General features: G+C 45.6%; 11 protein-coding genes. 6 read left to right on the plus strand and 5 right to left on the minus strand.

Annotated elements, in window-relative coordinates; all coding sequences use genetic code 11:
• Positions 1-171: 171 nt before the first annotated feature.
• The 3 genes from DSZ37_RS01445 to DSZ37_RS01455 all read left to right on the plus strand — a co-directional run bounded on the left by DSZ37_RS01445 (position 172) and on the right by DSZ37_RS01455 (position 6,697).
• Entirely contained in the window at positions 172-726 is a 555-nt protein-coding gene (locus DSZ37_RS01445; RefSeq protein ID WP_109725192.1) for an RNA polymerase sigma factor, read from the plus strand.
• Positions 716-3,295 carry a hypothetical protein gene (locus DSZ37_RS01450; protein WP_109725193.1) on the plus strand — a complete coding sequence of 860 codons (2,580 nt, stop codon included), beginning with the start codon at positions 716-718 and terminating at the stop codon, positions 3,293-3,295. Before DSZ37_RS01445 ends, DSZ37_RS01450 begins: the two co-directional genes overlap by 11 nt.
• A 213-nt stretch (positions 3,296-3,508) precedes the next feature.
• On the plus strand, positions 3,509-6,697 hold the full coding sequence (locus DSZ37_RS01455; protein WP_109725194.1) for a dockerin type I repeat-containing protein: 3,189 nt from the start codon (positions 3,509-3,511) through the stop codon (positions 6,695-6,697).
• 77 nt (positions 6,698-6,774) lie between these two features.
• On the opposite strand, the gene DSZ37_RS01460 is transcribed toward DSZ37_RS01455, so the two are convergent.
• From DSZ37_RS01460 to DSZ37_RS01480, 5 genes are all read right to left on the minus strand, one after another.
• Entirely contained in the window at positions 6,775-7,401 is a 627-nt protein-coding gene (locus DSZ37_RS01460; protein WP_109725195.1) for a hypothetical protein, read from the minus strand.
• Complete coding sequence (locus DSZ37_RS01465; RefSeq protein ID WP_109725196.1) at positions 7,352-8,581, minus strand: ABC transporter permease; 1,230 nt, start codon at positions 8,579-8,581, stop codon at positions 7,352-7,354. Before DSZ37_RS01465 ends, DSZ37_RS01460 begins: the two co-directional genes overlap by 50 nt.
• Positions 8,581-9,477 carry an ABC transporter ATP-binding protein gene (locus DSZ37_RS01470; RefSeq protein WP_109725197.1) on the minus strand — a complete coding sequence of 299 codons (897 nt, stop codon included), beginning with the start codon at positions 9,475-9,477 and terminating at the stop codon, positions 8,581-8,583. The genes DSZ37_RS01465 and DSZ37_RS01470 overlap by 1 nt, the downstream gene beginning before the upstream one ends.
• 76 nt (positions 9,478-9,553) lie before the next feature.
• Positions 9,554-10,711: a HAMP domain-containing sensor histidine kinase gene (locus DSZ37_RS01475; RefSeq protein WP_109725198.1), complete on the minus strand. Its 1,158-nt coding sequence runs from the start codon at positions 10,709-10,711 to the stop codon at positions 9,554-9,556.
• Positions 10,699-11,370 carry a response regulator transcription factor gene (locus DSZ37_RS01480; RefSeq protein ID WP_109725199.1) on the minus strand — a complete coding sequence of 224 codons (672 nt, stop codon included), beginning with the start codon at positions 11,368-11,370 and terminating at the stop codon, positions 10,699-10,701. The genes DSZ37_RS01475 and DSZ37_RS01480 overlap by 13 nt, the downstream gene beginning before the upstream one ends.
• Positions 11,371-11,643: 273 nt before the next feature.
• Here DSZ37_RS01480 and DSZ37_RS01485 point away from each other — a divergent pair, with 273 nt between their 5' ends.
• The 3 genes from DSZ37_RS01485 to DSZ37_RS01495 all read left to right on the plus strand — a co-directional run bounded on the left by DSZ37_RS01485 (position 11,644) and on the right by DSZ37_RS01495 (position 16,787).
• Entirely contained in the window at positions 11,644-12,513 is an 870-nt protein-coding gene (locus tag DSZ37_RS01485) for a hypothetical protein (RefSeq protein WP_109725200.1), read from the plus strand.
• Between the two features lie 109 nt (positions 12,514-12,622).
• Positions 12,623-14,947 (plus strand): ABC transporter ATP-binding protein, encoded by a 2,325-nt coding sequence (locus DSZ37_RS01490; RefSeq protein WP_109725201.1) that lies wholly within the window; start codon positions 12,623-12,625, stop codon positions 14,945-14,947.
• A complete protein-coding gene (locus tag DSZ37_RS01495; protein ID WP_109725202.1) occupies positions 14,940-16,787 on the plus strand; it encodes an ABC transporter ATP-binding protein in 1,848 nt (615 codons plus the stop codon). The genes DSZ37_RS01490 and DSZ37_RS01495 overlap by 8 nt, the downstream gene beginning before the upstream one ends.

The following is a 16,787-nucleotide window of genomic DNA, read 5'->3' on the forward strand; positions in this document are numbered from 1 at the left end:
TAACGTAATACAGCTGTTCTTCCTTGACTCAATATGGCAGAGAGAGTATAATAAATATAGTTGTACGGCGAATTATCACTGTGCAAAATTTTTTTGAAAAAACTGCGACATCTGCCGCTTTGCTTTCGTATAAATAACAAATGGAAATATTTCCTGCCGAAAGGAGGAAAAATGGAAAACGGTATCAGTAGCTACAGCCGTTTCCTCTCAGGAGATAAAGATGCAATAGACGAGATAATCCGCAATTATAAGGACGGTCTTGTTTATTTCCTGTATAGTATTATCGGAGATATGGGGCAGGCTGAGGAAGCTGCCATAGATACTTTCGTAAAGCTCTATGTCGATAAGCCCACTTTCAAGGGCAAGTGCAGCTTCAAGACATGGCTCTACACTATCGGGAGAAACAAGGCGTTCGATATCAGGCGAAAGGTCTCTAAATTCAGCTCAGTTTCCCTTGATGATGCGTTTGACATCTCCGACGAGGAAAATATTGAACAGAAGGTCATAGATGATGAGCGGCGTTCTGACCTGCGCAGACTCATCTCAAAACTCAAACCCGAATATAGTCAGGTTCTGTACCTCATCTTCTTTGAGGATTTCAAAAATGACGAAGCGGCTGAAATAATGAAAAAAAGCAGAAAACAGATCACTGATCTGCTGTACAGAGCAAAGAACGCTCTGAAAAAAGAAATTGAAAAGGAAGGAGCAGTGTTCTATGGACTATAAGACCATGGCGGAGATAGTCAAGTCCCGCGGCGAGCGTATTCTCGAAGAAAGACGTATCCGAAGAAAGCGCATTATCAGGATCACATCAGGCGCAGCCGCTATTTGTGCTGCCGCTGTAACAGGCTTTGGCATCTGGCACAGCAATACTGCAAAATTCCCCTCATCCATCAATTTCAACAGGGATACAGCAGTCACAACTACATATGACACTATATATACTACCACTTCCGCTTCAGAGAATAATAATACGGTCACTTCAATGACAGTCACCCACGCTTCAAAGGATGTTAAAAGCACTGTTACATCCGCAGAGGCTGTGAAGAACGCAGGCAAAGCTTCTCAAGTGACAGCAACGACTGAAAAAAGAGCTGCTCAGAATGTACCTGCTCCGACCACAGTCAATGCTGCTCCGCAGGAAAGTAATATTGACGCTCCGACTGTCACTGTACCCGGCACAACTGAAATAATTACAAGCACACACAGGAGGATATACTATATGAATAAACTATCAGCAGGATTTGCTGCAATGCTCGTCGGCGCAGCAGCTGTACCTAAGCCCGTGAGCGCCGTCAATGACACAGGAATGAGACCTGTTCCCTTTGAAGTTATGAGCTCGGCATACGATATAAATGACTTTGAGTTCGACAATTGGCGCAAGGACGAAAGCATAATTGACATCGACCAAAACGGTAAATTCGATACACATGATATATATGTTCTTTACCTCCGCTCTATCGAAGAAGAAACACACGAGCCCGACGATAAGTATGTGGATGTCAACAAGGATAACTCCTTCGATGAGTTGGATGTATACAGTCTTATAAGCTACTATACCTGCTACAATAAAGTAGAAAGAGAGATACTCGATCCAATCTACTATACAACAGATATAAATGAATTAAAGTACGCTGAGAGCTTCGTAAAATACTTCACCGAGAAAACAGAGGAGTTCCACGGTCTCTATGATATCTTTATCGAAGCCATGGAGGAAAAGTCACCCGATCTCGATATTGACGGCAGCGGCAAAACAGATTTCGGCGACATTATGGATATTTACTTCTTCGATCATATATTCAACGACCCCGATGTCACATACGATTATATGAACAGAGATTACCTCTCCTTTGACGATAAGCTATTGGTATACAACGAGCTTACAAAGAGGAAATTCCCGTCAGAGCATGAAGAAAAATGCATGGAGCTGTACAGGACATTTGACGGTGACAGAATAGTCACTCCCATTCTCTCGGAATACCTCATAAGATATTATCTTGAGACATCACCGGTTCTTGCAGAATACTCCGACCACCGCTACTATGAAGCTTTATGGGAGAATAAATATACCTCCGAATACCTGCTTCCGAATTACAGCAGTATACTGTCATCGTTCATTAACGATGTGGAAAGCACGGAACGAGAAATGGGCCTCCCGACTTCAGATGTAAGATCGTCAGTGGATATGACGAATATCGAAAATGAATATAAGATATACAAGGAAAAGGCAGAAAAAGGACTTCTCCCCGAACCTGATGTTGATCTTGACGGAGACGTCGACTTCGACGACCATCAGGCCTGTGACGATATTTTTAACTACTATATGTATTACGAAAGCGATATCTATTCCGATGAAGTGAGATACCATTTCATGAACGATTTCGACATAAATGGAAACGGTATAAGCGGTGACGCCGCTGATTGCAGTATCGCACAGATCTATATATGTGAAAAGACAGGTATAAAGACCAAGCAGGAAAAAGCATATGAGGAATTCAGGGACGCTTGGATAAACGGTGAAGTTTCCAATTACCCATGGTCGGGAACCAACTGCCTCGACGGCACAAGATATCCTCTTACAGACCCTGATGACCTTTTCACTCTCTGCTATAACTACTGGTTCGCATTCACCTATCCTACATGGCGGGCACGACAGGCTGTATGCGATAAATTCTATGAAGATGTCACGGCAGGCATCAAGCCCGAGCCAGATGTGGACATGAACGGTATCATCGACAAAAACGATTACATTTTCGCTGACAATACGCTGTACTCTCAGACACATACATCCGAAAACCTTGATGTTGTTCCCGTTGAGATAATGGACAACTATATCACAAATTTCGACCTTAACGGAAACGGTATAAGCGGCGATGCAATGGATACCACTATTCTTCTTGATTATATTTCAAGAAAGTGTGATATCGACTCCTCGGAGCTTGAAAGAATGGCTGATGAAGCCCATGGTCACTATCATACGACATATGAAACATCCACAGGTACCACGGTTTTTCCTTCGCCTATAAGCACTAACACTACAACAGCTGTGGGTGACCTTTCCGAAAAAGTCGGCGACGCAAACTGTGACACAGACCTTGACCTCTCAGACGCCATACTCGTTATGCAGGCACTTGCTAACCCTGATAAATACGAAGTAAAGGGCTATTCAAGGAACCATATCACCGAGCAGGGTAAAATAAACGCCGATGTTGACAAGTCAACAAGAGGTCTTACTTCAAATGATGCACTTTGCATACAGCAGTATCTCCTAAGGAACAAAAAGGCTCTTGTATGACCCATAAAATCCGATCTCAATACCATTCTCACAAGTGCCCCGAGACGAAAGTTTCGGGGCTTTTTTATAATTATAAAAAAGCAATAAATGCATTGCAATAAGTGCACAAATATTGTATAATATATAAAAGTACGCTGGATAAGTGTTTTATTCGGCTTTTACGTCCATAAACAATATCATTGACCGCAAAAAATGACATAGGGAGGAATCAAAATGAAACTAAAAAAGATGTTATCCACACTCTCAGCAGCAGCAATGGCTCTGTCATGCGCTTGTATTCCGCCTGCTTCCACCCTCGTTCCGTCTGCTTTTGCAGAGGAAGGAAACGAGGAGATGCCGATCTTCATTCCTGATTTTCCGCAGGATGTACTTGATGAGTTCGGTATCAACTGGACAGGTCTCGGAGCTAATCAGTTCATTGAAAACACAGAACTTGATTACGGCAGCTGCCATCACAGCTTCTCATATGACGGCGGATATGCAATGTACAGCGATCAGAACTACAAATATCATTTGTGCTATTCCGGTCAGTGGCACGACTGTGACAGCTTCAATATGTGCCAGTCAAAGGAATTCGCTTACCCCGATCTCACCGATGACAGTGATGTTTACGAGGTAAAGCCCGAGCTCACATTTGATATCTTCGCTTTTTACGAGGTACGCACAGAGGGAGAACTCAAGTTCGGTGCTCAGCTGGAGCTCAACGGCGGCAGCGACAAGCTTTTCGTAATTGAGCGCTACACACCGTCGACCGACTTCTCAGACTATGAGAAGATAGGCTCATACACCTCAAAGGGCAATGAGTATGACCTCTGCAAGTCAAAGACAGAAAGCAGTTATTACGCAATCAACAAGAATGGAAAGATCACTGCTGCCTCTTCTAATGAAAATGAAGACTTCAACATTTCAACTTCCATCAGCGATCACCTTGCTAACCTCCACGAGCTTGCAGGTATAAGCACTAAGCTCACCCGCTACGGCACTGTTACCGAGGGTAACGGTGGCAGCGGAACAATGTACAATGACTCGAAGCTTATAAGCACATACTTCACTCTCCCCGAAAAGGAGTCACCCGAAGACGTTTACGGTGAAGATGCGGTTTATGACTACAACCTCGTAAAGAAAATGGACGGATACAGATTCTCATTCCAGAGCTCCGACAGCGGTCTGCCTGTCGATCAGCTGGATGACGGACGCTATGTATACTCCCAAAACAAAAATGACTCCTACATAATCCCCTTTGCGGACGGAAGCCTTATAGCAAATAATTCTGAGGGAATAACTTCCGCTGCTTCGGCAGGTAAGGAATTTGACGGCAAGACATCAGTCCTTGACCATAATTACCAGTACAACTATTCATATTATATAGACAACAACAGAGCAAAGGTCTCGGCGGTTGTCTGGATGCTCGATCCTTATGTCAAGGTCGAGTTTACAGAGTGGTCTCCTAACTTAGGTCTTTCAGGCTCGGCATATAAGGGCTCTGTGGATATGGGCGAAGAGAGATACGATATTTACGCTGATTACACTTATGATAACGATATCGCTCCCCTTATCAATAAGGATTTCCAGAGCTATTTGTTCGTACACTATTCCGGCAATGACGATCAGTCTGATACAATTACACGCTCGCTCCCGATAACAGCTGTTCTCAGCAGAGCTCAGACATTCGGCGTAGAGGTAGGAAACCTCGCCCGTATAAGCCTAAATGTCAACTCTGTTATGGACAAATACTACTTCAACATATTGCAGAATGAGATCATTGAGGACTCGCCTGTCCAGCCCGGTGATGTCTATGTTGACGCTAACGGAAACAGCGTTGAATTGGGCGGTCATACATTCTCAGGCTCGACTGACGGCTATATGTACGGCTTTGAGAACGGAGGATTCGCAGCTTCCTGTGAAGGCGGCAACAACGGATATTTCGATTCAATGCTCAAGCTTGATGAGGGAATAGTTTACGATCCCGAGTCGGATAAGCATACTGTCATGAATTACAATATCGAGCATACTCTTGATGACAAATATCAGGCTGCTCTCAGAGTAAGCGGTTCGTATGACAATACCGGACGAGTTCTCTATGTTATCGAAAACGATCATAATTTCTCCATCGACGATAATATCTTCGCTCCCAGCTCTTTCGATTATTATGCTGATCCAAGAGATCCCAAATTTGAGTATGTAAAGTCCTATACATCAGACGGACATGATTACGACCTGTACAAGGTAGCTTATCGTATCAATTCTTTCAGCGGTTCACAAAAATACGAGGCATTCGCCGCAGTAAGAAAGGATCAGGCTGAGGACGGTAAACTCTCAGGAAATGTTGATATCACAGACCACATCATCAATATCGCCGATGAGGGACTAAGCAAAACTCCGCTGACTGAGTTCTCACTTGCTATGGATACAAGGCAGTCAACAGGTACTATCAAAGCTGATTACTGCGTTGACTTCAATATAGACGCCGGTTCCATAGACTTGCCAGATCAATACGTTGAAGTAGAAAGCGATCCTGTGACTCTGGGAGATCATACATTCTCGGGAGCTACAGACGGTTATATGCGTGGTTACAGCAATGGTGCTTTCTCAGCAACTTGTGAAGGCAAGAATAACGGATATTTCGATTCCATGCTCAAGCTGGATGAGGGCGTTGTTTTAGACCTCGACTCAGACAAGCATACTGTCATCGACTACAAGATAGAGCATTCTCTTGATGACAAGTATCAGGCTGCTATCAGATTAAGCGGCACAAAGGACAATATCTCCAGATTCTTCTTTATCATCGAGAATAACACGAATTTCTCTGTGGATGATAATATCTTCGCTCCCAACTCCTTCGATTATTATACTTTACCCAAGGAGCCTAAGTTTGAATATGTAAAGACATACACATCAGGCGGACACACTTACGATCTTTACAAGGTCAATTACACTATCAGTTCTTTCGGCGGCGCCACTAAATACGAGGCATTTGCAGCTGTAAGAAAGGATCAGCAGGCAGGCGGACGACTCAGAGGTGCTGTTGATGTTACAGACCACCTCATCAATATCAATGACGAAGAACTAAGCACAACTCCTCTGACCGAGTTTACACTTGCTATCGATACAAAGCTCTCAACAGGCAGCATTGAAGCAGCTCATGCGATAAGCTTTGATACCGAAGTTGCTTCCGAGGAGATCATCGGCGACTTCAACGGCGACAATACCATCGATTCACTTGACCTTATCGTTGCAAGAAAGGCTCTTATCGCGCAGTTCTCTGACGATGCAAAGCCCGCTCCAAACAAGCCTGCTTCCAAAAAGATGGACGTTAACAAGAATGGTTCATTTGAGATAGCAGATATCGTTATGCTCCAGTCATTTGTAATGGGCAAGATAAACACATTCCCCGAGGCTTGATAAGCAGCGGCATAAAAACTTAATAAACAGCAAAAGCCGCCTGTGAGTTTTCTCACAGGCGGTTGTTTTAATTAATATCATCTTTCCCTGAAAAGCCTTCTGAGTACAAATCCAGACACAACAAGCACAACCGACAGGATACAAAGCCATTTCTTCTCCTCAAAGCTTCCGGTTGTCATTGAAAACAGAAAAAACACACCAAGCTTATCCTTCAGTCCGAAGTTGCAGATGTAGTAGATAACAGCGGTCATATAGCCAACGATCACGTTATCGCTTACGGCTGATGCAAAAAAGCCTGCCGCACCGAGTGCAAATGTGCTTGCAAGCGAGCCTGCAAACAGTCTCATGGTAACAACAGAGTCCATTGACTTCATGTACAGTACAAATGCCCCCGTAAGAGCCGTTATGACAATTGCTCCGCACAGCAGACGCATGAAGCATACTCCAAGATATGGCGTTTTCTTCGAGCGTACAACCTCGCGGATGCTCTCGTTCTGCTCAGGCATAAAAACAGCAGGCATCAGTATTGCTCCCATAAGCGGAAGAAAGAACTCCAGCGGCTGGGCGGCAAGCAGCTCATCAAGCCGTGACACACCGAAAATAACAGGAGTAAGCAGCACTACGCCCAGAGCTGCAAGATAGTGAAGCACATAATTATGCCTTGTGTCTGAAGATACTATCTTTACCAAACAGCCTGATACCATGGAACCTGCCTCCCCTCTTCAGTTCGTATACATATGCGGTGATCGCTGTGATGACTATTGCTGTGATGAAGAAGAATATTCTGTTGAAGATGAAATCATTTCTGCTAAGCATGAATTCATCTCTGCCAAAGACCGTGTTATGGCGGCATACAAGGTCAAATTTACTTATGCTTCCCGAAAGTTTTGCACCAGACGCCATGATCGAACTGAACCACCATGCAAACTGAAGCAATATTGCTATTCCCGATGAAAAGACCTCTGTAACTATCATAGCAACAGCAGTAACTATCATCAGCTGAGGCAGGAGCCAGAATGTGGGCAGTGTAAACATCTTATACAGTGCAAGATCATTAAAGTCAAAGTACTTAATAAGTTGGATAGCCGCTGCTATCATACATAAGATAACAGGTATGAACATCATTGTGACAAGTGCGGCATATCTGGTGAATATGAGCTTTAATGAAGATATCTTCCTTGTGTATATAAGGTCGCTGACTCTCTTGCGTCTGTCTGCGGAAACAAGTGCCGCTGCAACGAACACAGGCATAATGCCAAGATCTATACCCACATAATCGCTGAATAGCCTTGCGTATCCGCCTGCAACTCCGTCCTTTTCATAAAGGTCGGATATCACGGCTTCTCTATCCTCCTGTGTCATGGGTACATAGGAGTAAGTGACAACAAGATCTTCAACTTTGTAGCTTGAACCTCCGCCGAGTATATCATCGACCTGCCCCATAAGTTCACAGAAGCGCTCGTATGTAATGGCATCGGAAACAGGCAGCTCACCTATATCATAATACATCGTTTCTTGTAAACCGTGCTCAACATAATAATGCTCACCGCTGTCCCTTATATCCATAAGCTCATCATGAGTAAGACCCGTGACCTCAAGCAGGCATTCCTCAACCTTTTGGCTGTCATCCTCATTAAGACGAACAGATTTATAGAAACCATAGGGATAACAGATGTAATTGTTTGCAAGATATTCGGTAGCAAGATTATCGACAGCACCATTCATTATTACATCATGATCCTCGGATATCTTTTCGTCAGGGATATAGGGATCACCCTTGTTCTCCTCAATGTACTGTGACACAAAGAACAATCCCACAACAAAACAGTAAATTATAAATGTAAGTGAAGTGAGTATCCTTCTGCATTCCTTACCAAACAGCATTATTCCTCACCTCCCTTTACATCACAGCCGCTGCTGTGAAGGCAGTACATATATGCGCCTTCAAGGTCGGGCTCGGTTAGAACTGTGTTGGGAAGATCGGGCTCGCTGTCGGAAACTATCCTTACAGTGGTATAGTCGTTCTGGGAGAGCATACCCGTTACTATGTATTCCTTCTTTATCTGTGGCATGAAGCGTTTCTCCACATTAGAGGTGAAGATATGTCCCCTTGCATTTTCGATAAGCTGTTCAACTGTACCCTTCCAGAGTATCTTTCCTTCGTCCATGATAGCTATATTCTCACAGGTAGCCTCTATATCGCCTACGATGTGAGTTGAAAGTATAACTATCCTCTCCTCAGCCACCTCGCAGAGCAGGTTGCGGAAGCGTATACGCTCCTCGGGGTCAAGTCCCGCAGTGGGCTCGTCAACTATGAGCACCGTGGGATCGTGTATGAGAGCCTGCGCTATACCCAGTCTGCGCTTCATACCGCCTGACAGCTCTTTTACCTTTTTATGCCTGTGTTCGATGAGGTTTACCTTTCTCAGAAGGGCTGTGACTCTCTTTTTTCTCTCTGCCTTGGGTATGCCAGAAAGCGCTCCCAGATAGTCCAGAGCCTCATCTGTCTTCATTGACGGATACATTGAAAAGTCCTGCGGCAGATAGCCTGTCATTGCCCTTATTTCCTTTGCCTTTTCTATGGGAACTCCGCAGACTGTGATCTCACCGCCCTTTTTTCTGTGAAGAGCTGCAAGTGTTTTCATAAGTGTGGTCTTTCCCGCACCGTTTCTGCCGAGAAGTCCGAACATTCCCTGCCCGATCGTCAGGTCAATATCGAACAGAGCCTGTTTCCTGCCGTAAAACTTGCTGACATTTTTTATCTCGATCTTTTTCTCCATTTTATCGCCTCCAAAAAGAATGACATGGAAGATTTCTCTTACCATGTCATTATAATAATCTATGAATTTCAACTTTTTATCTACTTTCTGATTTTTTTATATCAAATGAAGCCGTTACCGCTCCGCCGCCTTTTTCATTGTTGGCAAGAGCTATATCTCCGCCGCATTTTCTGCACAGCAGTCGGCAGATATAAAGCCCGAGTCCGAAGTGCTCCTTCTCGTTCTCGTCACCGCCGCGGTAAAAAGGCTGCCACGCCTTACGCAGGGCTTCCTCCGAGAAGCCCTCGCCGTCATCGGAAAAGGTGATGTACAGCTTGCCGCTGTCAGTATATATTCGGCAGTTTACTCTGCTGTCTGCATATCTCGAAGCATTTGCAACAAGATTCTCGCAGACCTGCATGACCAGTTCTCTGTCCGTAAAGAGCTCCTTTGACTTGTCTCCATCATTATTCTGAAAATAGCTCTTGACTGCGCAGACAAGACTGCCTGTTTCGTATACCTCCTTGCAGAGCTGACCGAATGTAAAGCAGCTCTCCTCGGGGATGATATCCTCCAGCTTATGGATACCGCTCATCTTCTCGGTATAGCGCTCCAGCCTTTCGATCTGCCCTGTCATCTTCCTGAGCATAGCCTGCTGCTTTTCGGGGGAGAGCTGCCCGTCAAACTGCTCAGCCAGCTCAGTATAGCCTTTGAGGACGGTAATTGGAGTTCTAAGGTCGTGTGAAAATGCGGAGTTGAGCCGCTTTCTCTCCTCAAGAGACTTCCAGAGCTGATAATTGCTGTCATAGAGGTTTTTCCTCATTGTCTCAAAAGAGTAGCAGAGCGCTCCAAGCTCATTATCGGAACGGCTCTCTACAGTAAAGTCAAGATCATCACCAAGTATTCGCTCGGAAGCCTTTGACAGCACATCAACAGGTTCTTCCAGCTCCCTTCGGTAAAACAGCCTGAATGTGAACCAGAGACACACCACCGACCAGAGCGGTATCAGCATTGCCTTTGAATAACGTATGACCTTGTATTTCCAGAGCCACTCGGGTACTTTACCCGAGATCTCCAGATCGTCCGTGTATATATAGGTAGCAATTACGATATTTCCAGCTCTGTTAAGATACCACCGCTGAAAATATTCCGACAGCCACATTATTACAAATCCTCCTGCCATACATACTATAAAACAGGGTATCAGATATTTTATCAGCGAGGTATAAAGTCTTTTTTTCTTCATTTTATCCATTTGTAACCCATTCCCCAGACAGTAGCCAGATGCCTGTCCTCGTCATAGCGTCCCAGCTTTGCTCTGATACGGCGTATATGCTCCGCAATGACGGAGCTGTCTCCCTCGGCATCATATCCCCATATCTTCTCGTAGATACGCTCCTTATCGAATACCTGCCCAGTATTCATTGACAGCAGTTCTATGATGCGGTATTCCTTATTGGCAAGGTCAAGAGCTTCTTCTCTGACAGAAACGGTCTTGTTGCTGTAATCCACCACAACATCACCGAAAAGCCGCACATTATTCGCAGTATTGACCCTATGGTCACGCCTTATATGAGCAGCTATCCTTGCACCGATCTCCTCGAGTGAAAAAGGCTTGATTATGTAGTCGTCTCCTCCTGCCGCAAATCCCTGTATCTTATCCTCGTCCTCTATCCTCGCAGTGAGGAACAAGATCGGACAGCTTACATGGTCGCGTATGCGCCTGCACACCTCAAAGCCGTCAGCCTCAGGCATATTCACATCAAGGAGTATCAGGTCGGGAGTTCTGGAAGCCTGTTCTATTGCTTCTTTTCCGTTATTTGCTGTATATACGCAGTAGCCCTTTAATTCAAGATAGTCCTTGAGAAGACTCACAACGTCCTTTTCATCATCTGCAACAAGTATACTGTACATATGGTCACTTCCCTTCCACTATATCATAAAAGCGCAGCGTTATGATATAATCGCCCGATATGCAGGGAGTAAATCTCTGATTTACGTATCTGCAAGGGCTTTTAGATAATTTATAATGAATGCTTTTGCATTCATTATATCATACAGTGTAAATATCAACTATTTTTCAACTATAATATTATACTCCCTTAGCCTTTTATTGTCAATCTGCTGCCTTGCTTTATCTGATGATTTATGCTATACTTATTTATATCAATCATTCAGGAGTTTTATATGTCAAGACTTATTTCCGATAAATACAATGAGTGGGAGGAGCTTTGCAGACAGCGCTTCGACAAGCTGAAAGCCAATGAGGAACAGCTCAACCGCTATTACATTGACCTATACAATATGGGCAGCGAGATAACTCCCGAGGTGGACGACAGCGACGTCACTGTACGCCTTGCAGACCTGCAGCGGGAGATACGCAGTCTTATCAGTTATGCGGTAGGCTGCGTATTCGGCCGTTATTCCCTTGACCATGAAGGCTTATGCTTTGCAGGCGGCAAGTGGGACAGCTCACTTTACTCGACTATTATTCCGTGCAGTGACAACATCATGACCTTAAATTCACCTGACAGCGGTCTCACAAAGGCAGTTACCGACTTTGTTGAAAAGGTCTACGGAAGCGATACTCTCGCGGAAAATCTCCGCTTTATTGCCGATGCCCTTGGCGGAAGCAGCGAGCCTGCAACAGTGATACACAACTACCTCAGAAAGGACTTCTTTGCCGACCACTTCAAGGTATACAAGAAGCGTCCCATATACTGGCAGTTCACATCCGGCAGGAAAAGCGGCTTTACCGCAATTATGTACTTTCACCGCTACACTCCCGAACTGCTCTCCATGCTCGAAAATGATCACGCTGTTCCGTATTCTGAGGAGCTGAAAGCACAGCTTCGCTCCGCAGCAGCAGCCCACAAGTCATCAACGGGTGCGGAAAAGTCCGCTTACCGCAGAGATATCAGCCGTTTGCAGTCTCAGATAACCGAAATGGAAGGCTTTATTGCCAGACTACATCTGCTTGCCGAAGAGAATATCATTCTCGATCCCGATGACGGGATAAAGGTAAATTATGAAAAACTAAAGGAAATACTTGTATAATGCCTGTCCCTCGCCCTTATGCGAGGGACTTTTTTCACCATACTTTCACTTGACTTTTTTATACTATTAATGTATAATATACGCTGATATACTATAAAAGGAGGATATGATGAAAAGAATAATTCTGAATCTGGCACCGTACAAATTCATCGTGCTTGTCATTCTTCTGCTGCTGGGAGTTCAGGCTTACTGTGACCTGTCCCTCCCCCAGTACACCTCGGATATGATAGACACGGGAATACAGAACCACGGTGTGGAATATGCCCTCCCCGAGAAAATGACCTCGGAGGACATGATGTACTCGACGCTGTTCATGACAGATGACGAGAAAAATGAATGGACGGGATATTATGATGCTCAGGACGGCGATATACTGAAAAGAACTGCCGACGAAGACAGTCTCGGGGAGCTCACTGATAAGTTCCTTATCCCGCTTACGCTTTCACATCAGACTGGTAATATGAGCGAGGACCGTTTCCGTGAGACCATAAAGCAGTCCATGCAGGCTTCCCCCGAACAGGCTCCCGAGGGCTTTGACATCGACAGTCTCAGTCTCGATGAGATCGGACAGTTCATGGGCATGGAGCTGAAGACTCACGAAGCCGAGAATGAAAATGGTGTAATGACCACATATGTGGATATGCGTCCTGTTATGATGGGACTTATTCAGAGCGGTCAGATGAACCCCGAACAGCTCGGCACCATACGCGATCAGATGGAAAAAACTGTTTCCACTGTTGGAAAGAACACCATGAACTCTATGGGTATTGCCTTTGCTATCGACGCTGACAAGGCGGCAGGAGTTGATGTTGACGCCATACAGAAGAGCTATCTATGGAAGCAGGGCTTCAAAATGCTCTGTATGGCGATACTCATGCTGGCAGCTTCCATATGTGCAGGCTTCTTTGCTGCCCGTACAGGCGCAGGTATAGGCAGAGACCTCCGCGAGAAGATATTCAAAAAGGTCATAGGCTACTCAAATACAGAGATCGATAAATTCTCCACCGCTTCACTTATCACACGAAGCACCAACGATGTCCAGCAGATACAGCTTGTAACGGCTCTGCTGCTGAGAGTCCTCATGTACGCTCCTATCCTCGGTATAGGCAGCGTTTTCAAGGTGCTGAACACTGGCGCTCACATGAGCTGGATAATCATTGCTGCAGTTGCCGTAATCCTCATGCTTGTGCTCGTCCTTATGCTCATCGCTATGCCTAAATTCAAGGCTATGCAGAAGCTTGTAGACGGGCTGAACCTTATCTCCCGTGAGATACTGACAGGTCTCAGCGTTATCCGTGCCTTTGGCAGAGAAAAGGAAGAGGAGGAGCGCTTCGACAAGGCAAACACCTCTCTCATGCGTACTCAGCTCTTTACAAACAGAGTAATGACATTCATGCTGCCATGTATGATGCTGGTAATGTATGGCATTACCCTCACCATCGTATGGGTGTCCGCTCACAGGATAGATGCAGGCGAGCTTCAGGTAGGTGCAATGACAGCTTTCATAAGCTACGCTATCCAGATAGTAATGTCATTCCTTATGCTGACTGTAATGTCGGTAATGCTGCCCCGTGCGGGAGTTGCTGCCGACCGTATAGACGAGGTGCTCAAGACAGATACAACAGTGCTGGATCCCGAAAAGTGTGAAAACATCTCCGCTTCAACAGGTACGGTTGTGTTCGACAACGTATCGTTCAAGTATCCCAACGCAGATGATAATGCCCTCGAAAACATCAGCTTTACTGCTGAATCGGGCAAGACTACTGCCATCATCGGAAGCACTGGCTGCGGAAAGACCACTCTCATAAACCTTATACCAAGATTTTACGATGTTACCGAGGGCAGCATCACTGTTGACGGCGTAGATGTCAGAAAGCTCACCAAAAACGACCTCCGCAGCAGGATCGGACTTGTGCCGCAGAAGGGAGTGCTTTTCTCGGGAACCATCGCTTCAAACCTTAAATTCGGACGTACAGAGGCTACCGACGAGGAGCTTGAAAAGGCTGCGGAGATAGCTCAGGCTATGGAATTCATCGGCTCGGACGAAAAGGGCTTTGAGAGAGCTATCTCACAGGGGGGAAGCAATGTCTCGGGCGGTCAGAAGCAGCGTCTTGCCATTGCAAGAGCCATTGTCAAGAAGCCTGAGATATATATCTTCGACGACAGCTTCTCGGCTCTCGACATGAAGACAGATGCGGCTCTGAGAAAAGCTCTGGAAGCCTATGTTAAAAACTCAGCTGTCATCATTGTTGCACAGCGTATAAGCACTATCATGAACGCCGACCAGATACTTGTCCTTGATGATGGTAAGATCGTAGGTAAGGGTACTCACAAAGAGCTCATGCAAAACTGCGAGACATACAAGCAGATCGCAGGTTCACAGCTCTCAGAGGAAGAGATCAAAAAGAGCATGGGAGGTGAAGATAATGAGTGAAAATAACAGCAGCATGAATAATCAGCGCCGCGGCAGACCTATGGGCGGCGGAAGATTTGCTCCCGGTGAAAAGCCCAAGAACTTCAAGGGCACACTTAAAAAGCTCATTTCTTACCTCGGCGTATATAAAATAGCTATTCTCATCGTTATGATACTTGCTGCCGTTGCTACTGTATTCTCTGTGGCAGGACCAAAGATAATGGCAAAGGCTACCAATGCCCTCTTTGACGGGCTCATGAGCAAGATCGCAGGCACAGGCGGTATCGACTTCGGATATATCGGCAGGATACTCCTGTTCACACTTGGACTTTATATCTTCAGCTCCGTTGTCAGCTTTGTTCAGGGCTGGATTATGACAGGTATCTCCCAGAAGATATCCTACCGCATGAGAAAGGATATCTCCGAAAAGATCGGACGTATGCCAATGGGCTATTTCGAGAGCAGGACCTACGGTGAAGTCCTCTCCCGTATCACAAACGACGTTGACACCCTCGGTATGACTCTCAACCAGAGCATTACACAGATCATTACATCTGTTGCCACACTTATCGGTACTCTGGTCATGATGCTGTCCATCTCTCCACTGATGACTCTGATCTCACTGGTCATTCTTCCTGTTTCGGCATTCCTGCTCTCATTCGTAATAAAGAAGTCACAGAAGCACTTCCGCACACAGCAGGAATATCTCGGTCATATCAACGGCATAGTTGAGGAAACATACAGCGGTCACACTGTCGTTCAGGCTTACAACAAGGAACAGGAAACTATTGACGAGTTCTGTTCAGTTAACAATGTGCTGTACAAGTCAGCATGGAAATCGCAGTTCCTTTCAGGTATCATGATGCCAGTTATGCAGTTCGTCGGCAATATGGGCTATGCAGGAGTTGCTATCTCAGGCGGTCTCCTTGCAATAAAGGGAGTCATCGGCATTGGTGATATACAGGCTTTTATCCAGTATGTAAAGCAGTTCACACAGCCTATTCAGCAGATAGCTCAGGTGATAAATCAGGTGCAGTCCATGGCTGCGGCTGCCGAAAGAGTATTTGAGTTTCTCGATGAAAAAGAGGAGGAACAGTCCCCCGAGGATCCTGTTATCCCCGAGAATGTTACCGGAGCTGTAAGATTTGACCATGTTTCCTTCGGCTACGATCCGGAAAAGATCATTATCGGTGACTTCAGTGCGGATGTGAAGGCAGGTCAGAAGATAGCCATAGTAGGTCCGACGGGTGCAGGAAAAACCACAATTGTAAAGCTGCTCATGAGGTTCTACGATGTCAACAGCGGGACCATCACCCTTGACGGGATCGATATCCGCAGGATACCAAGGAAAAAGCTCCGTGAGAGCTTCGGCATGGTATTGCAGGACACATGGCTGTTCAACGGCACTATCATGGAAAATATCCGCTACGGACGTCTTGACGCCACTGACGAGGAAGTCATTGCAGCTGCAAAAGCAGCTCACGCCCACCACTTCATCAAGTCTCTGCCAAACGGCTATGACATGGTGCTCAACGAGGACGCAAGCAATGTTTCTCAGGGACAAAAGCAGCTCATCACCATCGCAAGAGCTATTCTCTCCGATTCAAAGGTAATGATTCTGGATGAGGCAACTTCCTCCGTTGATACCAGAACTGAGGTGCTCATTCAGGATGCTATGGACAGACTTATGAGCGGCAGGACCAGCTTTGTTATCGCCCACCGTCTCTCAACTATAAGAAATGCCGACCTCATACTTGTTATGAAGGACGGTGATATCGTCGAGCAGGGTGACCATCAGGAGCTTCTTGCCAAGAACGGCTTCTATGCCCAGCTCTATAACTCTCAGTTTGAAAGCGCATAA

The sequence above is a fragment of the Ruminococcus flavefaciens genome (genome assembly GCF_900116855.1).
In the GTDB taxonomy this organism is placed as follows: domain Bacteria; phylum Bacillota; class Clostridia; order Oscillospirales; family Ruminococcaceae; genus Ruminococcus; species Ruminococcus flavefaciens_R.